The sequence below is a fragment of the Xenorhabdus sp. KK7.4 genome (assembly GCF_963876465.1).
Taxonomy (GTDB): Bacteria; Pseudomonadota; Gammaproteobacteria; order Enterobacterales; family Enterobacteriaceae; genus Xenorhabdus; species Xenorhabdus stockiae.
In genome coordinates this window covers 32,233-53,951 of the sequence record NZ_CAWNQF010000122.1, presented here as the reverse complement: position 1 = coordinate 53,951, position 21,719 = coordinate 32,233, and the positions used below count along the sequence as shown (strand labels likewise).

20 protein-coding genes are annotated in these 21,719 nt (G+C 44.4%); 13 read left to right on the top strand and 7 right to left on the bottom strand.

The window, feature by feature from the left end:
• Positions 1-62: 62 nt before the first annotated feature.
• The 3 genes from asmA to udk all read right to left on the bottom strand — a co-directional run bounded on the left by asmA (position 63) and on the right by udk (position 3,391).
• Complete coding sequence (gene asmA, locus AACS90_RS19985) at positions 63-1,916, bottom strand: outer membrane assembly protein AsmA (RefSeq protein WP_099121237.1); 1,854 nt, start codon at positions 1,914-1,916, stop codon at positions 63-65.
• A gap of 203 nt (positions 1,917-2,119) precedes the next feature.
• On the bottom strand, positions 2,120-2,701 hold the full coding sequence (gene dcd, locus AACS90_RS19980; protein WP_099121235.1) for a dCTP deaminase: 582 nt from the start codon (positions 2,699-2,701) through the stop codon (positions 2,120-2,122).
• A gap of 48 nt (positions 2,702-2,749) precedes the next feature.
• Entirely contained in the window at positions 2,750-3,391 is a 642-nt protein-coding gene (gene udk / locus AACS90_RS19975) for a uridine kinase (RefSeq protein WP_099121234.1), read from the bottom strand.
• 552 nt (positions 3,392-3,943) lie between these two features.
• On the opposite strand from udk, the gene AACS90_RS19970 reads away from it, so the two are divergent.
• The 7 genes from AACS90_RS19970 to AACS90_RS19940 all read left to right on the top strand — a co-directional run bounded on the left by AACS90_RS19970 (position 3,944) and on the right by AACS90_RS19940 (position 11,455).
• Complete coding sequence (locus tag AACS90_RS19970) at positions 3,944-4,636, top strand: AraC family ligand binding domain-containing protein (protein WP_193757157.1); 693 nt, start codon at positions 3,944-3,946, stop codon at positions 4,634-4,636.
• 2 nt (positions 4,637-4,638) lie between these two features.
• The gene (locus AACS90_RS19965; protein WP_099121232.1) at positions 4,639-6,237 is read left to right on the top strand and encodes a hypothetical protein; all 1,599 of its coding nucleotides are present in this window, start codon (positions 4,639-4,641) and stop codon (positions 6,235-6,237) included.
• A 34-nt stretch (positions 6,238-6,271) separates the two neighbouring features.
• On the top strand, positions 6,272-7,366 hold the full coding sequence (locus AACS90_RS19960; RefSeq protein ID WP_099121231.1) for a hypothetical protein: 1,095 nt from the start codon (positions 6,272-6,274) through the stop codon (positions 7,364-7,366).
• Complete coding sequence (locus AACS90_RS19955) at positions 7,363-8,109, top strand: DUF6939 family protein (RefSeq protein ID WP_099121230.1); 747 nt, start codon at positions 7,363-7,365, stop codon at positions 8,107-8,109. The genes AACS90_RS19960 and AACS90_RS19955 overlap by 4 nt, the downstream gene beginning before the upstream one ends.
• 97 nt (positions 8,110-8,206) lie before the next feature.
• Positions 8,207-9,595, top strand: a complete 1,389-nt coding sequence (locus AACS90_RS19950; RefSeq protein ID WP_099121229.1) for a phenylacetate--CoA ligase family protein — start codon at positions 8,207-8,209, stop codon at positions 9,593-9,595.
• Positions 9,592-10,650, top strand: a complete 1,059-nt coding sequence (locus AACS90_RS19945; RefSeq protein WP_099121228.1) for an Ldh family oxidoreductase — start codon at positions 9,592-9,594, stop codon at positions 10,648-10,650. The genes AACS90_RS19950 and AACS90_RS19945 overlap by 4 nt, the downstream gene beginning before the upstream one ends.
• Position 10,651: 1 nt before the next feature.
• Positions 10,652-11,455, top strand: a complete 804-nt coding sequence (locus tag AACS90_RS19940) for an HpcH/HpaI aldolase family protein (RefSeq protein ID WP_099121227.1) — start codon at positions 10,652-10,654, stop codon at positions 11,453-11,455.
• Positions 11,456-11,757: 302 nt separating this feature from the next.
• Here AACS90_RS19940 and AACS90_RS19935 read toward each other — a convergent pair whose 3' ends face one another.
• The 3 genes from AACS90_RS19935 to AACS90_RS19925 form a co-directional block, all read right to left on the bottom strand.
• Positions 11,758-11,961 (bottom strand): hypothetical protein, encoded by a 204-nt coding sequence (locus tag AACS90_RS19935; protein ID WP_206601834.1) that lies wholly within the window; start codon positions 11,959-11,961, stop codon positions 11,758-11,760.
• 249 nt (positions 11,962-12,210) lie between these two features.
• Positions 12,211-12,813: a DJ-1/PfpI family protein gene (locus AACS90_RS19930; RefSeq protein ID WP_099121226.1), complete on the bottom strand. Its 603-nt coding sequence runs from the start codon at positions 12,811-12,813 to the stop codon at positions 12,211-12,213.
• 155 nt (positions 12,814-12,968) lie between these two features.
• Positions 12,969-13,709 (bottom strand): hypothetical protein, encoded by a 741-nt coding sequence (locus AACS90_RS19925; protein ID WP_099121225.1) that lies wholly within the window; start codon positions 13,707-13,709, stop codon positions 12,969-12,971.
• Between the two features lie 125 nt (positions 13,710-13,834).
• Here AACS90_RS19925 and AACS90_RS19920 point away from each other — a divergent pair, with 125 nt between their 5' ends.
• Together AACS90_RS19920 and yiaA are read left to right on the top strand one after the other, a co-directional pair.
• Entirely contained in the window at positions 13,835-14,434 is a 600-nt protein-coding gene (locus AACS90_RS19920; RefSeq protein ID WP_099121224.1) for a glutathione S-transferase family protein, read from the top strand.
• A 137-nt stretch (positions 14,435-14,571) separates the two neighbouring features.
• Entirely contained in the window at positions 14,572-15,033 is a 462-nt protein-coding gene (gene yiaA, locus AACS90_RS19915; RefSeq protein WP_228863464.1) for an inner membrane protein YiaA, read from the top strand.
• Positions 15,034-15,230: 197 nt separating this feature from the next.
• Here yiaA and apbC read toward each other — a convergent pair whose 3' ends face one another.
• The gene (apbC, locus tag AACS90_RS19910; RefSeq protein WP_099121222.1) at positions 15,231-16,343 is read right to left on the bottom strand and encodes an iron-sulfur cluster carrier protein ApbC; all 1,113 of its coding nucleotides are present in this window, start codon (positions 16,341-16,343) and stop codon (positions 15,231-15,233) included.
• Positions 16,344-16,754: 411 nt separating this feature from the next.
• On the opposite strand from apbC, the gene AACS90_RS19905 reads away from it, so the two are divergent.
• From AACS90_RS19905 to AACS90_RS19890, 4 genes are all read left to right on the top strand, one after another.
• Positions 16,755-18,017, top strand: a complete 1,263-nt coding sequence (locus tag AACS90_RS19905) for an MFS transporter (RefSeq protein ID WP_099121221.1) — start codon at positions 16,755-16,757, stop codon at positions 18,015-18,017.
• 237 nt (positions 18,018-18,254) lie between these two features.
• Positions 18,255-20,282, top strand: a complete 2,028-nt coding sequence (metG, locus tag AACS90_RS19900) for a methionine--tRNA ligase (RefSeq protein ID WP_099121220.1) — start codon at positions 18,255-18,257, stop codon at positions 20,280-20,282.
• A 139-nt stretch (positions 20,283-20,421) separates the two neighbouring features.
• Positions 20,422-20,901, top strand: coding sequence for a CidA/LrgA family protein (locus AACS90_RS19895; RefSeq protein ID WP_099121219.1), 480 nt, complete (start codon positions 20,422-20,424; stop codon positions 20,899-20,901).
• The gene (locus tag AACS90_RS19890; RefSeq protein WP_099121218.1) at positions 20,895-21,590 is read left to right on the top strand and encodes a CidB/LrgB family autolysis modulator; all 696 of its coding nucleotides are present in this window, start codon (positions 20,895-20,897) and stop codon (positions 21,588-21,590) included. Before AACS90_RS19895 ends, AACS90_RS19890 begins: the two co-directional genes overlap by 7 nt.
• The last annotated feature ends 129 nt before the right edge of the window (positions 21,591-21,719 follow it).

Below are 21,719 nucleotides of genomic sequence, written 5' to 3'. Positions count from 1 at the left end.
ATATCCGCTTTATTATTCATCAGGTGATTGGCAAATTAATCACCTGATGATGCTCAAATTATCTATTTTTCTGCGGCTTTTTTCTTATTCTTACTGCTATCAATATTATCAAACCAGTTCTTTATAGATTGTTTAACTTTTTGTTGTAATTCATCATGCAAGATGGGTTCAACATTCAGAGCATATTGCAAATTGTTCCAATCACCATAAATCCGCAATGGTACTTTTAATTTTTCTAAATGGCTGACTAACTCATTTTGTTGCCCCCAGCCACCGGTTAACTGCACCAGCAATGCAACATCAACATTTTGTTTCAGTAAGTTTGCTTTGCCCTGCCCTTCAATCTTTGAATGCTCAGAAGTTGCAGAAAGGCCGTTAATTTTGATTTCGCCTTGCGCCAGTTGTGCCTTTACTGACAAATTTTGTGCGCCAGTAAAGTTCTGCGTATTCGTGGGCTGTTTAACCTGATCGGTTACTCGTGAAAAAGATTGTTGAATCAACATTGGAATATTCAACCCATCTAAACGCGCATTTTTTAGATTAACGTTCAGGTCTCCCTGCCAATAATGAGCGACGGCATATTCATCATACCCTTCCCCCAAAAGATCTCCGTCCAGCGCTAACTGTCCACTGAATACTGACGGTAAATCTAATGCTTTCAGCAGAGACTGTAAGTCAATATCTTGTAATAAGGGTTTCGCATGCAGTTTAGCCGGATTGACCGTTGCATCAACCGTTGCAGGAAGCTCAAAATATCCCCCAAATGCATTACCACTCAGCCTCAAGATATTTGCCATTCCTTCGTTATTGACAGCCTTGAAAACAAAGTTATCAATATCCATCCCCTGATAAATAAATTTATTTGCCTTAAATAACAAGTGAGCATTAAATCCTTTCAGGAAACTGAGATCATAATTGGATAAAGGTGTAACTGATTTTGCAATCACTGGCTTTACCGAGTTATTTTCCATCCGGTAATCAATTTTTTCCTGAAAACTATTCTTTACTAATTTATCCCATCCCAGCAGGTTATCTAAATTTAATTTTGGTGAAGATAAATTGATGGAATAGTCTGGTTTATCTTTCAGATTAATATCCACACCACCAGCTAATTCGCTCTCATTTATCTTAAGCGCAATTTTTTGTAACGAAATAAATGAAGACAAAGCATCATATCGTACAGTGGCAGAACCCTCCCCAGTAATACCTTCTGAGGGTAAACCAACGCCTGTGAGCTGATATTTAAACGAATTCATATCGCCTGTTACATACTGTGGATAATCAGCAATATTAATGTCAGCATCAAGTTCAAAAGCAAATTCCTGCTGATTTTTATTAATCTTACTATTAAGCTCAAGATTAATATGATGCTGATCCTGACGCTTCATCAGCAGGTTAATATCCCGTATGTTTAACTGCGAATGGGAGTTGGTTTGCCAAATTAGCAAACTATCTTCTACTTTGATCCTGTCAATATCCAATTTCCAGCTGTGACCATTGCCCTCTACCGGATAATGAATATCACTTTGCGGTGCAATAGGCGCTTCAGGCTTTTGTTGTGGCTGGCTATCAGGTGTATGGCGGAAAACAGCCCCTTTGAGCATGACTTCCTTCACCGCCAGCTGGTGGGATAACAGGGGCAATAATTCAACATCCAGACGCATATTTTCTGCCACAATTGCAGGCTTTTTTGCGCCGGGAGCAGTCAGTGATACCTGTCCGGTCAAAATACTTAATTTTGGCCAGACATGCCAACGCAGGTCATCCTGTAACACGAGCTGGTAGCCACTCTTTTTTTGTACTTGTTTTACTATGTAGTTACGAAAATCGTTCGGATTAATCAACATGACTAATGCCGTCAGACCTGCAACAACTACCACTAACAAAATAATGAGTGTCGTCAACAATCTTTTCATGACTTCCCCAGTCTCATGTCCACAAGATGATTATTTTCACCAAATGACTATACCCTTCGTCTTTCAAGCTGCCTCTTTGTTGGCTGCGCTCGCTCACCCCAGTCACATAGTTTTCTATGCTCCAGGGGATTCTCTCCCTTGCCGCCGCGATGCAACTCGAAATTCATTAGGTATATTTTACTAGATATCTGCATCAGAAAAGATTAGTCCTCGCTGATTCGGCTCCCTACAGCTCCTTTCTGATTTTTATATTTGGCATCCTGACGTCGGTTATAAGGACGTTCAGCATCACCTGAAAGCGGTTCAAAGCTTAAAGCCCCAATGACCATTCCAGGGCGCAGAGCTAATGGCAGTTTTCCTGAGTTATAGAATTCCAGAACAATTTGACCATGCCAGCCCGGATCGATCCGATGAGCCGTAACATGCACCATCAGCCCAAGGCGGGCCAAAGATGAGCGACCATCCAGCCACCCAACAAGATTAGCAGGCAATGTGACAGATTCCAGTGTGACTGCCAGTGCCAATTCACCGGGATGCAGAAAAAAAGCTTCCCCATCCGGTAAAATGATTTCATCGCTCATGACACGATCAAGCGCAGCATTGACTTCAGCCTTAGGGCCGCTCAAGTCAATATAAGCAGCGGTATGACCACGAAAAACGCGAAACTGATTCCCAAGGCGAACATCCGCAGTTGCCCCATTAATACGTTCGACGGGAGGACGTGGGGTAATTACCAGTTTACCTTCATCAAGCCATTTAATAATGTCACGGTCACAGAGTCGCATTACTTCCTCTCAAAATACGATGATTCTTATGAATACCTGTTCAACAGGTTATTCGCAAAATTGGCCAATTTTAGCTTTCAGTATGTCAATAGCCACACGGTTTTTACCACCACGGGGAACAATAATATCCGCATATTGTTTTGATGGCTCGATGAATTGCAGGAACATCGGACGGACAGTTTTCTTATACTGTTCCATTACAGAATCCAACGAACGCCCACGCTCATTTACGTCACGCTTAATGCGACGCATCAGGCAAATATCCAGTGGTGTATCAACAAAAATAGAGAAGTCCAGTTCCTGACGCAAACGCTTATCCGTTAATAATAGAATACCTTCAAGGATAATAACGCGCTTTGGTTCGAAGTGGATGGATTTTGATTTTCGTGTGTGTTCAGCGTAGTCATATTGAGGCAATTCAATGGAGTTACCGGCTTTCAATGCCTGAATATGCTCGAACAGTAAATCGTGATCCATTGAACTTGGGTGGTCATAATTGACTTTAATGCGTTCTTCCATCGGGGTGTTAGTTTGGTCTTTATAATAGCAATCTTCTGGGATAACACCGATATTATGATCGCCAACCTGAGCCCGTAATTCTCGATAAAGTGTGTTGGCAATAAGGCTTTTGCCCGAAGCGGAGGCACCTGCAATGCCTACGATTGTACACTTATGTGCTTCATCAGCCATACTAAAAATAACCTGGTTAGAAAGAAAAAATAAAGTGGGAAAAATAGCATTCTTTCATGCTATGTTTGGCGGATTATAGGGAGTTAGCTGCCGCTATGCCAGCGTAAACAGGATAAGTCGCATTTTTTTCGATACGCTTCGCATAAAAATTCCACAATCACTTGTTCAAAAACAAAAAAACACCTGCCAAAATAATATTCAAAAGCCAAAATCAAAGTAATCCCCAAAATCATTCCTGAAAACCATACCTAAAAATAATCTGAAGATTGAATCCAAAGTAATTTCTCATTTTTTAAGGGAGGTGAAATGTTCGTTATTTATTTGATGAGCAAGTGTTATTCATATGTGGTGAATTTATCCGAACATTAAATAAGACAGGGGCGTATTTAATAAAAAACAAAGGATAGTGATGCATAAATAATATTGACGATTTATCGCACGGAGCTGTATTAAAAAGCATCTTTCGAAATGTTAACAATGCTAGTCCGATTAAACCTGATTTACATTTTAAATCTTAGTCTAAAGGAATTTGCTATGGAAATATTCGATATCATGCAGCCGCTATCGCGGTACGATCTGGACGTAAATTTTTCATCAACTCTGCATATCTCAGGCGGTCAACATACTATCCACGTCGAAGAGAATAGTACTGCTTATGGATTCGTTCATCAGGGAGATTTAACTGTCTCCATCGATGGTACTTCACAACGACTACGCGAGGGGATGTACTTTTCCATTCCCGGACCTGCGGAGCTTTCTCCCTTTGTCGGTTTGATTTGTATCAGAAATGGCTTCAAAGGCTTCCTGTCATTTGGTGGCCCAGTGGAACGACTGGGACGGCTGAAATACATAGATGGCTGTTCTGATAGCCTTCTCATATCACCGCCACTTAAGGGAGATCCCTGTCTAAACTACCTGTATGTTCCACCAAGGCTGAATCAAACAGCCCATACTCATCCTTCGGTTCGAATCGGAATCGTCATTGAGGGGGCAGGCTACTGTCTGACTGAAAAGTCGAAAACCGACCTGATAGCCGGAGGAATATTCTTACTGCCAACAGACGAAATTCACAGCTTCCATACCGATGATACCCCGCTACGAATCGTGGTCTATCACCCTGATTCTGACTTCGGCCCCACCCATGAAGCGCACCCGATGATTAATCGAACTTGGGTAGACGGTATTTCTTTAGCGGGAGAAAACCGCTATCGCACCCGCCAGATAAACGAATTCGGAACGGAATAAGCATGAAGCCTGATGTCTATACCGGTTCACCCAATCCACAGGTAAGAGCAGATTCGCTGGGCGGCATACTGCCAACATTACCAGACTGGCTGACCCATGGCCCGAAACCTGCTATCAGCCAGCTGCCTTGGCCTGTATGTTCGTCTCAAACAACGACAAATTCTACGCTGGCTGCGCTGACAATGGGGGAATTCTCCCGTTCGCTCAAGCAGGCTGGCATTTGTGATCTCGGTATCGTCCCCATCCCAGGTGCAACCGTTCTACTTCCCTGGGGAGTGGCATTGAGCGAAATCATCGCCACAAGGATAAGAACGGCTTATGAGGCAATAGAGCTGGACGAATACGCCTATCCGCATGTTGTGGCAGAAAGCTGTTTTGAACCTATGGCTGATTTACTTGATATAGAGCGTAATCTGTTGAGAGTTGCGACCACCATAGACACCCAGAGCCAGCGTGAGCGCGGTATATTAATTCCGACGGGTGAGCAGGTCATTGCCAGTCATTGGAAAAAAATGATCAATACGCCAGACGTGATGCCAATCCGCATGTTCCAGCGAGCTCGCTATTTCCGTCCTCTCAGTTCGGCAGATCGCAGTGGTAAAGGGGTATTCAGTGCACTTGAAGCAGCTGACATATTCGAATTTCACTGCTGTCATCGGACTCCAGAGGCCGCATTACTCGATTTGCAACGTATAGATAGCTCCCTGATTGCTCTGTCTGCTTCCTTACCTCTACCACAAATAGTGGGCGTACGCCCTCCGTGGGGCAACCGTTCAGAACTGTATCAATGGGCTATAGGCAGCGATACTCCCCTTCCCAGTGGTGAATGCGTGCAAACGTCAGCGCTATATTTTCAGGGGCAGGAACTGTCTCGTCGTTACGATATCGGCTTTGGTAAAGGGGAACAAAGGCAACATGCCTGGCAATTGGATGGCTTTATCAGTCGCAGGGTGCTATACGCCCAGCTTTATCTGTCAGCCAGAGCCAATGGTTCACTGACTGTTCATCCCCGGCTTGCTCCCACACAAGTGGTTATTTTGGTACGTAGCCGGCACGATGATGAAAAAGAACGCATGCAGGAATTAGCTAGTATGCTGCAAGCTGCCGGACTTCGCCCTGTACTGCGTTACTGTGAGGAAAGTAAGGCGCTGACAGCAGCACAAAAACACTGGCGAGATCGCGGTGTCCCTCTTCTGCTACTATTTTTCGGTCGCCGGAACGCAAACGACTCTCCTCGCATCCGTTTGCTACGCACTGATAAAGAGCTGGAGTTAGACCAACCGGGAAATAGCTCTGCGGACTGGCTAACTAAACAAGTCACTCACGCCATTACCGATGTGGAAAACGATGTAAATTACACCATTATTCATCAGGCTCGAAATCAAATCTCATTTGCCTCCTCGGAGGCTGAAGCATGTCAGGCATTATCAGCACGTCAGTGCGTTATAGCTCCGATCTGCCCCACCAGAGCCCACACAGATAAAGTGGCATCCTGGAAAATGGGCGAACTATGCAGTTTTACTGCGGCTCCCGAACCACAACCCTGCATTCTGTCAGGAAGGCCAACCTGGGCGCGGGCATTATTGTCACGCCGGATATAACGTTGCCTATCCCCACCACTTTAAGGAGAAGATCATGACATACAGCCATAACGAGCAACCAGAAAACACGATACTGGAAAATATAGTCGGCCCGGTTTCTCTTCCACTGAAAATTGACGAAAGCGTCAATTATTTTCAGCTTCATTACTTTGAATGTCAGGGCAAACGCTGGGCCTGCGCTACGCTGGGAGACCTTAACTCCATGCCAGCCGTGCCGTTACGGATCGAATCGGCTTGTTTCTTCGGTCACGTCATGCACTCCCAACAATGCGATTGTGGCTTTCAGCTTGACGAAGCATTCCGGCGTATTGCCCGGAATAAAGGTGGAGTGGTGATCTATGGCATCGATCAGGATGCCCGTGGTTTGGGCATCGAAAAACACTTCCGCATTTATGACTACCGGCAGAATGAAAATCTGGATACTGATGAAATTTATAAGCGTTTCCATGCGCCTCTGGATAGTCGCTCATATGAAGCGGTAACAGCTATCCTGCACTTCCTCGGAATACGTAATATCTTATTAATGTCCAATAATCAGGAACGTTTGGCGTTTTTACGCAAGCAGGGATTCCAGGTAGAACGCGATGAGATTGAAGCACCACTGACACAATACAACATGGCAACAATGATGCTGGAAAAAGAGGATCTGAATTACCAGTGGAGTTTCCATACTCATGGCGATTGGTTGTTACCACTGCAACAACAGGCAGAGGAACACCCTGACTGCTATGTTGCCTGTGTAGTCAAAGACAACCGCGAAATTGTAGCTGACTGGATGGGAGAGAGCTGGGATGTCGCTACTTCACTGCTGGCAAAATTGAGCGATAGTAACAATAGTATTGAAAACGGTTTAGCGGTTTACCTAAGCGATCTCCCCCGTCTGGACGAACTGGCTTTGTATGCCAAAGCGGGTGTGAGATTTGTGGTTGTTCCCTTCCCTATCCTGCCAGACTACCTGAAAGCTGAAGCGCGCCGTCTGGGGATCCGGCTACAAGACTGGGGACGCGAAAATAAATACAAACAGCCGCGTCCACAATGGATTCTGGAAGAGCATAGTGATAACCAGCATATTTACATCCGCGAAGGTGAACGCCGGGTGATACATCTTGGTCATGGAGGTATCGTTTGAGTTCTCAGACTGTGCCTTACCGGGCTATTTTTGCCTCCAGACAGGAGGCACTTAATACCATGCTGGATGATACGTCGAACTATATGATGGTAGACAGTTTCAAAGGAGCGCCCGTTAACATGCGGGTGTTTGAGAGTTTTAATCCTTTCCATCTCTGGCCATCACCCTCCATTCCTGTACCGGGGCAGCCTAAACGGCTGGCCCGGTCCGTAGAATCCGTATGGCAGGGAGTAAAACTTGTCGATGGTATCACCGATTTTAACCAGTTCCTCGGCCAGCCAAGTAAACGACCTGACGATCATGAACGTCGGCAATTAAAAGGTTATTGCTACGCAGACAGCCTGTTCGTCTATGGTGATCGTCTGTTGGACTTGCTTAGCGCCCGATTTTTAATCTATCTGCCAACTTATCTTTTCATACTGGAAAAACTGGTACCCGAAGCATTACTGCGAGAGTTGAATCAGCACCTGACCTCTGTAGGGCCAGTACTGTTTTACGACTGGGATGCCAATCAGAACATTACTGACACCAGCAGCTCGTTCAGCCATTCAGCCTTGCTCGCGTCATGGTTCAACGGAACATTTGAAAATGACTATTGGACGTTAGCGCACCGCGTATTGCAGGAAAATGATTGGCTTACTTTCGACGCATCCATCAAAAATTTGCTTAATCGCTATTACGCTATACACAATGGATTTCAAGATGCATCGCGGCGGCAAGGGAGTAAATCCTTGGGAACATAGATAACCGTATGTTTATAAAAACGGTGACCGAGGTGAGCGAGTGCAGCCAACAAAGAGGCAACTTGAAAGACGAAGTGTATATGCAGAGAGAGAAACTATGAAGCTAAATACGAGTCTGGCCAACAAGCTATACTGGGCAAGCGAAAAGATGCAGGGTAAAGGCGAGGTTGCAAAACGATTGCAGTGGCTGGAAGAAACTCAATATCTGTCACTGCGGGAATGCCGAAAACTGCAAATGGAAAAATTGCACACATTACTGACACACGCTTATGAAAGCGTTCCCTACTATACCCGAGTTTTTAACGAGCGCGGTTTAAGACCCGATGATTTTAACAGCCTGTCAGATCTCGCCAAATTACCGTTGTTGACCAGACAGGAATTAACCCAGCATCAGGCTGAATTGATTTCGACACGGGCTGACCATGCCACGCTGCAAACTAACTATAGCAGCGGCTCTACAGGCAAACGAGCCTGTTTCGTTCAGGATGCTAATTTCCGGCTATGGATGCGTGCCCACCAGCTTAGAACCTATCAGTGGTGCTCCGGCTGGAAAGTTGGTGAGCCATTTGCTTTGCTGTGGGGCTCCTCCATCTATTGGAGCCTAAAAAGCGTTTCCGATCGACTGAAGAACCTCCTGAGCAACCGACGTGAATTTAACACTTTTAGATTATCCCCTGAATTAATCGGAGAGTTTACCCGGAATCTCGCCAGTTTTAATCCGGTACTGATCAGTACTTACACTAACGCAATGCACTTGATTGCCCGTCAAATGGAGCGTGAATCGATACGTGTACCTGCATTGCGCGCAATACAAGGGACATCAGAACCACTTCCTCCAATCATTCGTGAACGACTGCAACGGGTATTCCGCTGCGAAGTTTACGATAAGTACGGTTCACGCGAGACGAATATTGTCTCCCACGAAAGCCCTCATCACGATGGTATGCTGATTCAAGTAGAAAATGTGGCGGAAGAATTCCTGCGCGATGATGGCAGTGCCTGCCAACCGGGTGAGACTGGCCGGATCGTACTGACAACGCTGAATAACTTTGCCATGCCGCTGATTCGCTACGAAACCAGTGATCTTGCCTCACCGATGGCAGGCAACTGTACCTCCGGGCTTGGGCTTCCGCACATGAGCCATGTTGCGGGACGACAGCAGGATTTGATACTGACGCCGGACGGTGCCTATATCGATGCTTATCTGTTCTCTTTCTTGATCATGCGGTTTGAGGAAATTGAGTGGTTTCAGGTGGTACAGGATAGTCTGGAGAGCTTGCGAATCCGGCTAATGGTGCCTACAGGCATTTCCCGACAGCGTTGTGACGAAATAGTAGAACGCATCCACCATCACGCTGGATATCCGTTTCACATAGAATTTGAACAACTGGACAGAATGCCCGATTCCCCCACCGGTAAGTTCCGGTTATGTGTTTCGGCTCTCAGCGATATCGGTACCAGTAACCAAACGACGGTCAACTCATGAAGACTAAAATCGCAGTTCAGGAATTGCGTGAGCTTGGCCAGACTGCATTGATCAGGGCCAATACACCGGCGGAGGTTGCAGCTCTGGTGATGGATGACCTGCTAGAAAATGAATTAACAGGCTACCCCTCCCACGGTGTATTAAGGCTAGCGGACTATATTGGCGATATTCAGTCTGGTGTACTTAATCCTGCGGCTATTCCGGCTGTATCGCTGACCATGCCTAACATCGCTATTGTAGACGGCTGTCGAGCCTTTGGTGTCTTGGTGCGGCAAGAGTTAATACTCGTATTGCAAAAACTGGCTCTGGAGCATGGAATCGCTATCGCCTGCCTGCGCGATGCCCATCATCTGGGCAGACTGGCGGCTATCGGGCGCTCTCTGGCGGGCTTCAATGACCATCCCCTTGCTGTTATAGGATTCAGTAACTATCAGGGAAATGGAGCACGGGTTGCTCCAACTGGCGGTCATATGGCGAGATTATGTACTAATCCGCTGTTGCTCGCCTTCCCAACCCACACAGCTGATCCTTTTGTATTAGATATGAGCACTTCAACTGTTTCGGAAGGCTTTATCCGGCGTCACGTCCAAGAGAATAAACCAGTGCCACCCGGCTGTCTGGTCGATGCCGAAAAGAATGACATACGCGATCCTGCCAGTCTCTACGACATCCCACCCCGGGCAACGATACAGCCACTGGGAGGCAACCTTGCCGGACACAAAGGATACGGGCTAGCCGTAGCAATGGAATTATTCTGCGGTGCACTCGCGGGTGCCGGACATGTAGCCAGACCGGGTTCACCCGGCAACGGTGGCCTGTTTTTGGTTATCGATCCATCCAGAATGCCGGGGGGCATTGATACGATCCGGAGCGAGGCGGAAGCTATCATGAACTATTGTCGCGACTCAGGCCGCCCGGAAGCTCCGGCACGTATGCCCGGTGAAGGTTATTCCACCCGCCATAACGAGGCAAAAAATACAATAACGTTATCACTGCCAACTTCTGTGTTAGCTGAAATCCGTCATCTTGCCGGTGTTATTCTAAAGGAGGTTTAATATGCAATTTGATAGTGAAATCCATCCCCTGCTGTCTGCACATAACCGCTGCAAAAACCGGCTGGAAAAAAACCGCACCTGTTTCGGTCTGTTTTTAGTTTCAGCAAGTTCTTTAATCGCAGAATGTTGTGCGGTACGTGGCCCCGACTGGTTATTAGTCGATATGGAAGCATCACCGGCTGACAGACACGATCTGATCCAAATGTTACAAGCGATGAATGGATCTCGCTCCACAGGTATGGCTCGGGTGGCACGTAATGACCGCCAGCAGATAGAGGCAGCGCTGGATTCGGGAGCTATGGGGTTGATGGTGCCTAAGGTGGAATCCGCCGCTGAGGCTAAAATGGTCGCCGACAGCGTTTATTATCCGCCTAAAGGAAAACGGGGGGTCAACCCCATACGCTGCTCGGGTTATTTTTCACGCCTGCCAGACTACTTTGCAGAAGCCAATGATTCACTACTTACTATCGTTCAAATCGAATCAGCCAGAGCAGTGGCTGCCGCCGATGAGATCGCAGCTGTTGATGGCATCGATGTGTTATTCATCGGAAGTGGCGATTTAGCCTGTGATCTGGGGCAGGCCGGACAGGTAGAAAGCCCTGAGATGGAACAAGCATTTGAATGTGTACTTGAAGCCTGTCGTAAACATGGCAAAACACCGGGTATATTCGCAAACAGTGTCGAGTTAGCTCACCGTTATGCCAGTCAGGGGTTTCGTTTCATTGCGGTCGGCAATGACCTCAAACTCATTGCAAGCGGGCTGGAACAACAAATATATGCCCTTGAAGGCACAGACTTTGTTTAAATAATGTCATTTCCTCGTAGGATATACACTTCACCTTTCAGGTTGCTTCTTCATTAGCTGCGCTCATTCCCCCGGAACATAGTTATCTATGTTCCGGGGGATTACTGGCAACCGCAATGACGAGTCATTTAAGAAAAAAACTCAACATACATTTGTATTAGATGCAAAATTAAAAAATGAACAATAGCAATAGTGAAAATCCCCTTTCTACGAAAGGGGCATTGATATATCCCGGCAAGAGACGTTATTGAGGATAGTGAAGCAGTAAATACCGTTAAACAGAAAGTCATGTATCGTACTTTTTACACGTAAGCATCAGCCAACGTCTGGGCGATCAATGTTTCAAAATGTAATTCCTGCCCCGCTGGTATTAACTGACGGTGAATATTACGGCGCTTTTCATCATCGAATAAACGCTGGGCAACCCATCCCGTCAAATACATTGCTGATAAACAGCCTCCTGCAGTAGCGATATTGCCTTGACACCTTTCAGGTTGCTTCTTCATTAGCTGCGCTCATTCCCCCAACCACATAGTTATCTATGTTCCGGGGGATTGCTGGCAACCGCAATGACGAGTCATTTAAGAAAAAAACTCAACATACATTTGTATTAGATGAAAAATTAAAAAATGAACAATAGTAATAGTGAAAATCCCCTTTCGTAGAAAGGGGCATTGATATATCCCGGCAAGAGACGTTATTGAGGATAGTGAAGCAGTAAATACCGTTAAACAGAAAGTCATGTATCGTACTTTTTACACGTAAGCATCAGCCAACGTCTGGGCGATCAATGTTTCAAAATGTAATTCCTGCCCCGCTGGTATTAACTGACGGTGAATATTACGGCGCTTTTCATCATCGAATAAACGCTGGGCAACCCATCCCGTCAAATACATTGCTGATAAACAGCCTCCTGCGGTAGCGATATTGCCTTGAATAACAATCGGCGTGTTTTCCGGTTCAATGCCCATATCTCTAAATCGCCCCATGGCATCGGGATGCGTGGTAACTTTTAATCCATCCAGTAACCCCAGTTTATGCAAGATAAATGCCCCCGAACAAATCGAACCTATTAGTTGTTTTTGTGGGTTGAGTTGTAATGCATCCATAAAATCTGAATTGGCCAATGCCGCAGGAACTCCTTTATAACCACTACTGAAAACGACAACATCTGCGTCGTTCGCTAATGCCACTGGCCCATCCGTTTTTACTGCTTGCCCTAGAGTTGATACATGCTCTGGTTTGGTTCCCAGTACTTTAACCTGCCAGTTCTGTTTTTCCCGACCAAAAATGTCACGCATAAGGAAGTAGTCAATATCGGTAAATTCATCAAAGATCACTATAGCAATGGTATACATATACACCTCAGCAACAGGAAGACATTGTATGATGGCGCTGAAAGGCCAAATCCCAGAAAGAAGCTCAAAGCTTAAATGAAAACATTTTTACAGTACACATGATGATTGCTAATTAATTGGTTACTTTTATTGGCTAATTAAGACCGAAAAATAATTTATTGCTGGAATGGGTATTCTATACTTTCACTTATCTCAACCTTGATTGCTGATTTATCTGTAAATGAAGGCCAACCATATGACTTTTGTATAAATTTATAGGAATAATACTCTTTACCATCATCGATAAATTTCAGATTCAAAATGTTCCACCAGCCATTATGGCAATGCAAATTTTTTGCATAATCCTCTTCAGAAAAACATGCCCTTATCATTTGCATTGATGAAAAAGGAATATTTTTAAATGCCGCCTCATATGAACCATCGTTATTAAGCATCATAAAATCAGCATACTCGTATTCAAGGCCACCACCAGAATATCCTACTCCCCAATTCGAAACCAGGGCGACAGCCTGCTTAGTCTTACTCAATGGGTATAATGCTGGATATATATAAACACCGTTATCATTCAATTCCTCATCAGGATCAGCTCCCTCATAACTATGTTTGTAGTTACCAAATTCCCATAATCCATCTTGAATGTAAGCGCCGCTGACCTTTCGAATCTTGATAAGTTCAAGTGATGGGTTTGTGAAATAAAATATATCCTCTCCCCCTCTCACTTTCCAAATTTTGGCTTCACGTTCACACTTCTTTTTTAGTGCGTTACATACACCCTGATATTGTTCACTCCCTTCTTTCAACGCAACTAATACGGTTGGTTTGATTACGTTTAAAGTTTCGCTCGCCATCAAAGGGAAAGAGACAACCATAAAAAATAAAGCACCTATTCTTTTCATTATATTCATCCTAACCTAAATATATCCCGCAAATCTGTTATCACTATCTGTTACAAATAAGTCTTATTTGTATCTCAATTTCAGAATGTATATGCTATTTTTACCTATCCAATTAAGGAGCTCACATGAAAATATATACTTTTCCTAAAAGCCGTTCATTAAGAGTTTTATGGGTATTAGAAGAACTTGGTGTATCGTCCTACGATACGATCAGAGTTGATTTACTTAATGATAACCCCAGTATTACATCTCCTCACTCTCGAGGAAAAGTCCCTTTTATGATTGATGGCGATATATCAATAGAAGAAACATCAGCGATATGTCTTTATTTATGCGAGAAATATCCCAAAAAAAGCTTTTATTCGACTGATTTAAAAGAAAAAGCAATCATCAATTCCTGGCTTAGTTTTGCACTTACAGACTTAGAATCTCCAATCTGGAATTTACTAAAACAACTGATTTTTATCCCCGAAGAAAAACGCTCTTTAGAATTAGTTAATTATTTTAAAAAAGAATCCGAGAAAGTAATCAACCAGCTGAAATTTGATGAGGGTTTTGAGTGGATTGCAGGTAATAGTTTTACCTTAGCGGATATTTTTATGTCACATACGCTTCTTTGGGCTAAATTCGGTGGTGTCAATATAAGCCCGGCTATCAACGATTACATCAATAGAGCAACTAACCGGGTGTCATATTTAAAAGCCCAAGAGAAAAACAATCAGTAAACTGACATAAAAGTTGATATTAACCGGATTCTTAACATTACACTTTTTCATAATAAACAAAAATCTCATTAAGTAGTTCCTAAGTTTAATCACTTTGGTATAGGATAGTTTAACTTTAATTTATGGAGATTATTTTTGTGAAGGATAGCGCTTCGTTAGATAATAAATTTACAGAATTTAATGCCTTTAACTTAATTTCTTGGATTGCTGTTATTGGTGGGATAGTTGTTTATCTCTCAGGGCTTTGGCGTTCAGGTATGCAGTTAAATGAAAAAGGGTATTATTTTGCAATACTCATTTTAGGATTATTTTCTTCAATTTCAATACAAAAAACAGTCAGAGATAAAACTGATAATATACCAACAACACAAGCATATTATATTGCTTGTATCATCGCTTTTCTTTCCTCTATAGCATTAATCGCTATTGGTTTGTTTAATGCTGACTTACTGCCAAGTGAAAAAGGGTTCTATGGGATTGCTTTTTTCCTGTGTTTATTCGGCTCCATTGCTGTACAAAAAAATATCAGGGATATGGAGCTGACTAAATCACCAGTGAAAAAAGAATTTAATGCTAAATCAATCAGTGAAGATAACTGAGGAAAAGGCCAGTATTCAGCTGTACTCAGTTTACTGAAAATAAGGGAGTTGAGACAGACTCCCTTGCAAAAGTCTGTCTATACACTTCGTCTTTCAGGTTGCTTCTTTGTTGGCTTCTCTCGCTCACCCCAGTCACCGTTTTTATAAACATACGGTTATCTATGCTTCCGGGGATGAATTTCATCCAACGACTGACATCAAACTGCCCGGAAAGAAATTTCCGTCGGGATTTTTTCTCCCTGCCAGTACATTTGAGCGGCGATATTAGCAGCAATTTCCCGGTAAATATCAGCAAACTGACTATCAGGCTGGCTAATAACCGTAGGCTCTCCGCGATCAAGGTCTTCACGCAGTGAAATATGCAACGGGATTTTACCTAATAACTGGCACTCATATTTTTCCGCCAGTTTTTCAGCGCCACCCGTGCCAAAAATCGCTTCATGGTGCCCGCAGTTATTACAGATGTGTGTGCTCATATTTTCAATAATACCCAATACCGGCACACTGACTTTCTGGAACATCACAATACCTTTCATGGCATCAATCAGGGCAATATCCTGTGGGGTCGTAACCACTAAAGCGCCAGTCACCGGAATATTCTGCGATAGCGTTAACTGAATATCACCCGTTCCCGGTGGCATATCAATAACCAGATAGTCCAGATCCGGCCACAGGGTATCCTGTAACATCTGCATAAGCGCCTTACTTGCCATCGGACCACGCCAGACCATCGCGTTATCATCGGTGACAAGGTAACCAATAGAGTTTGTCGCCATACCATGCACCATAATGGGAGCCATATGCTGGCCATCAGGTGAGGTAGGACGTTCTTTGGCTGTTCCAAGCATACTGGGAACTGATGGGCCGTAAATATCTGCATCCAAAATACCTACTTTTGCCCCTTCCTGCGCCAAAGCCAGTGCAAGATTCACCGCCGTGCTGGATTTTCCCACACCACCTTTTCCTGAACTGACCGCCAGAATATTACGGACTCCATTAATTCCCGGCAGGTTATTGGCACGACGTAATGTACAGATATCATGAGAAAGCCGCCATTCGACGCCTTTTGCGCCAGTCGCATCTAATAAAGGTTGAGTGGTTTCTTCTTTCAGTGCTCCAAAAGCCCGTTTCCATACAAACGGCATCATGAGTTCAATATGCAGTACTCCATCAAGCACAGTGCAATGATGCAGTGCTTTCAGAGTCATTAAATCTTGTTCTAACGTAGGATGCTTAAATGCTGCCAGTATTTTCGCAACGCTTTCTTTCAGCAGGTCAGGATTGGTCTGCTCGGGGGATTGTGAGTTCATCCCGGCTCCTTTTCATTTTCTTTTTCAACCTCAAACTGTCTGGCCATCATAACAGAAGCAAACCGCTTGCGATAAGGACACAAACAAAAGTGATGAAGTTCTCGCATTGTGCCGAAGTCTGTTAACGTTTTATGTTCATCATTGTTACTTCATTGAAGAGTTCGACTTAATAATCACCCGAGTCTCTTTCGCCCTATCCCTGCGAAGAAATCAGGCGTTTCTTGCATTTGTTGATATTGGCACTCTTAAGCGGAGAGCCAAGCACACAAACTACCTGTGATAACAGTAAATCACGTTACATCCTTAGCTCTGGCTGTAAGTTTAACCCAAAGCACGATGAGAAACGAAAAGGTGGAGACAAAACATACTCAATGCATTCCGAATAATATTGCTTAAAATTAAGGTATTATCATGGCTGAAATATCATCGGCTCAACAAATAAACTCGTCTAAAGTAATGACTCATGTGTTCTTGCCTTTTGCATTCGGGCACGGTACATCATTCCTGTTCCGAAATATAAATGCTGTCTTAACGCCATTTTTGATTTCAGCAATGTCATTGTCCGCAGGACAACTCGGGATCTTATCAAGTGCTTACTTTCTTTCATTTTCCTTAGCTCAGCTGCCTGTTGGACTTGCCCTTGATCGCTATGGACCAAAACGAGTGCAACTGTTTCTTTTAGGTATTGCCGTGGTGGGAGCGTTACTATTTGGTATTGGGCAGGACTTCACTACATTATTACTAGCCAGGATCCTGATTGGACTGGGATTAGCAGCCTGCTTTATGGGTTCGGTCAAAGTGCTTTCCTTTTGGGTTCCTGACAATAAACTCCCCTCCATTTATGGGTACTTACTGGCTGTTGGAGGATTAGGTGCCATGCTATCGACATTGCCGGTTGCCTGGCTGGTCGGTTTTATTTCCTGGCGAACGCTATTTTTTGCTCTGGCTGGTGTAACTCTGATTGTTATGGTAGTTACCGCAATATGGGTTCCCAAAGATCCAATTGAACATAAAATGGTGAAGTGGCCCCGGATTACCTCACTAATTGAAGTTTACAAAGATCACTCCTTTCGCAAAGTCATCAGTTTGTTATTACTTCCTCATACAGTTGCTTTCGGGCTACAAGGATTGTGGATGGGAAAATGGTTACAGGATGTAGGGCATTACAGTAATAAACTCACTTCGGTCTATCTGTTTATAGGAATGGGAGCAGGCGTTGTCGGCTCACTTTTTGTAGGCGCTGTCACTGAATGGGCCGGTAAGTTCAATATTAAACCCATGGAAGTTGGCGGAATAGGCATTTTTTTGTTTCTGGTGGTACAAGTTTTATGTGCTTTAAACATCCTCCCGTTACTACCGCTACTCTCTGTCGGATTTACTTTGATAAGCGCCATTGCTGGTCTGGAATACTCTATCATGGCACAAAGTGTATCGCCAGCGATGACCGGTCGTGCTTCTACCTGCCTTAATCTGCTGATTCTATTTGGCACTTTTCTCATACAAACTATATTCGGTGTGATCATCGGTTTTTGGCCTATAGATGCAGCCGGGCATTATCCTCAGATCGCATATCAGGTAGCATTCGGATTTATGATCCTGCTACAGATCCCGGGGTTTCTAAGATGGTTACTCAGTGTCATTCAGCGCGGCACATTTAAATCAGTCAGCATATAACTTCAGAATAAATGAGTTCAGGATATTGTCTTGATACAGATAACTTATTTCGCATGAACCCTAACAATATACATACTGGCATGATGACTCGGTATAATCGTTTTTTGGCAAAGACAGCGATACCGGACATCATGCTGCTTAAAATCCTTCCCGAAATGCCAACCTCCCCTAGCGGCAATGCTCCTTATCAGGTAACATCAAAAACCCTTTTTAACTTATGGAAGTCAGATCCTAACTATGTCTCAAGTCGCGAAAAAATTATTGGTGACCTGTGCGTTACCCTATGCTAACGGTCCAATTCATCTCGGTCACATTTTAGAACACATTCAGGCTGATATTTGGGTTCGTTATCATCGAATGCGCGGCAAAGAGGTTCACTTTGTCTGTGCTGACGATGCCCACGGTACACCAATCATGCTGAAAGCTCAGCAGGCCGGGATCACGCCAGAAGAAATGATCGACAAAGTGAATCTGGAGCATCAACAGGATTTTGCTGGTTTTGCGATTAGTTATGATAACTATCACTCTACGCACAGCGAAGAAAACAGAGCTCTTGCATCCAATATTTATCTGAAACTAAAGCAAAACGGTTACATCAAAAACCGGACGATTTCTCAGCTTTTCGATCCGGAAAAAAGCATGTTTCTGCCGGATCGTTTCGTTAAAGGAACCTGTCCGAAATGTAAGTCGGAAGATCAATATGGCGATAACTGTGAAGTGTGCGGAACGACTTATGCGCCGACAGAGTTGATCAACCCGCGTTCAGTGGTATCCGGTGCAACACCAGAAATGCGTGAGACTGAGCACTTCTTCTTCGACCTGCCGGCATTCAGCGATATGCTGCAACAGTGGACTCGTTCCGGCACCCTGCAAGAGCAGGTAGCAAACAAAATGCAGGAATGGTTTGAATCCGGTCTGCAACAGTGGGATATCACCCGTGATGCGCCTTATTTCGGTTTTGAGATCCCTGATGAACCGGGTAAATATTTTTATGTCTGGCTGGATGCGCCTATCGGTTATATGGGTTCATTCCAGAATCTGTGTGACAAGCGTGACGACCTGAATTTTGACGAATTCTGGGAAAAAGATTCCAAAACTGATCTGTACCACTTTATCGGTAAAGATATCGTCTATTTCCATAGCCTGTTCTGGCCAGCCATGCTGGAAGGCAGCAATTACCGTAAGCCAACTAATGTGTTTGTTCACGGTTACATTACTGTCAACGGCACCAAGATGTCCAAGTCCCGCGGAACTTTCATCAAGGCAGAAACTTATCTTAAACATCTGGATGCAGATTGCCTGCGTTATTACTACGCTGCAAAACTCTCTTCCCGTATCGATGATATCGACCTGAATCTGGAAGATTTCGTTCAGCGCGTTAACAGTGACATCGTCAACAAAGTTGTTAACTTAGCTTCGCGTAACGCTGGTTTCATCAATAAACGTTTTGGCGGCAAACTGGCAGATCAGCTTGCTGATCCTGCTTTGTACCAAAAATTTGTCGATGCAGCACAGGGAATTGAAGAAGATTTCACTAATCGCGAATTTGGTAAGGCAATACGTGAAATCATGGCGCTGGCAGATCTCGCCAACCGTTATGTTGATGAACAGGCCCCGTGGGTTATCGCGAAACAAGAAGGCCGCGATGCCGATCTTCAGGCTGTCTGCTCAATGGGTATCAACCTGTTCCGCGTCCTGATGACTTACCTGAAACCAATTCTTCCGGGTCTGACTGAACGTGCAGAAGCATTCCTGAATACTGAACTGACTTGGGATGGAATTTCACAACCACTGCTGAGCCATAATGTTTCACCATTTAAGGCACTGTTTAACCGTATCGAAATGGCTAAAGTTGAAGCTATGGTGGCGGATTCCACAGAAAGCATTAAGCCACAAAAAACCGTGACAGGCCCTCTGGCTGATGAGCCTATTCAGGATACCATCACATTTGATGACTTCGCCAAAGTTGATATGCGTATCGCATTAATTAAACAGGCTGATTTTGTTGATGGTTCCGATAAGCTGCTGAGATTGATTCTTGACCTTGGCGGTGAGACTCGTCAGGTCTTCTCTGGTATTCGCTCAGCTTACCCAGATCCGAAAGCACTGGAAAATCGCCTGACGGTTATGGTTGCTAACCTTGCCCCGCGTAAAATGCGTTTTGGTATTTCAGAAGGTATGGTGATGGCAGCAGGTCCCGGCGGAAAAGAAATTTTCCTGTTAAGCCCGGATAGCGGTGCCCAACCGGGTATGCAGGTTAAATAATTACCAGCATAATCTGGCGAAAAGTTAATGCTAAAAGTAAAAATGCGGGTTTTTTAAGCCCGCATTTTTTATGTGACGTGTAGCACATTTACAATATTAGTCGTATGATAACCCTCTTTATACTGAGGAATTATACTTTATGTCTTTCCTGAACGTGTTGCTGATCGGCTGGCAATATCTGCGCGCATTTGCATTGATCTATTTATGCCTCATTGTCGGAAACTTCACCTCAGCACACCTCCCCTTCTCTCTTCCCGGCAGCATTATTGGCTTACTTCTTCTGTTCTGTTTACTGTCACTCCAGATTATCCCCGCTCATTGGGTAAAACCGAGTTGTAATTTATTGATGAAAAATATGACTCTGCTCTTTTTACCTATCGGGGTTGGTGTCATGCAGTATTATCCACAACTCAGCCAACAGATAATCCCAATTGCCCTTTCCTGCATTATCAGTACCGTTATTGTCATGATTACCGTCGCTTACAGTTCTCACTATATCCATCGCGAACGGACTATTATTGGCACCCGTCAGGCAGATCAACGATTACAAGAAAAGCCTCTACAAAATAAACCATCACAAACAGAGCTTTCACAACAGGAAGGAAACAAAAAATGCTAAGCCATATCTGGTGGTCACTCCCATTAACTCTGTCTGTTTTTTATGTTGCCAAAAAATTAGCCGCTCGGCTCAAGTTCCCTATTTTCAATCCATTATTGATATCTATGGCGGTTATTATTCCTCTGCTGCTGCTAACTCACACGCCTTATCAGCACTATTTTGCCGGTAGCGAAATATTGAATGATTTATTACAACCTGCCGTTGTTGCTCTGGCCTTTCCGCTGTACGAACAACTCCACCAAATCCGTGCTCAGTGGAAATCCCTCATCAGTATCTGTTTCATCGGCAGTATCACTGCAATGATAACCGGCACAGCTATCGCTTTATGGGCAGGAGCCACACCTGAAATCGCGGCTTCAATATTACCGAAATCAGTCACAACGCCTATCGCTATGGCTGTGGCTGATTCCATTGGTGGTATCCCGGCAATCAGTGCTGCCTGTGTAATTGCTGTCGGGATTCTGGGCGCCATTTTTGGTCACAATCTGTTTAATGTATTGAAGATTAAAACTAAAGCCTCCAGAGGTCTGGCAATGGGGACAGCTTCCCATGCCGTCGGGACAGCACGATGTGCAGAAATAGATCATGTGGAAGGGGCATATAGTTCACTGGCACTGATGACTTGCGGAGTGATTACTTCGCTGGTGGCACCGTTTTTGTTCCCTGTGATACTACACCTGTTCGGTTAGTGATATACCCTTCGTCTTTCAAGCTGCCTCTTTGTTGGCTGCGCTTCACATAGTTATCTATGTTCCCGGGGATGAACTCTCTTGCCGCCGCGATGCAACTCGAAGTCCATTGGGTATAATCATCAGAAA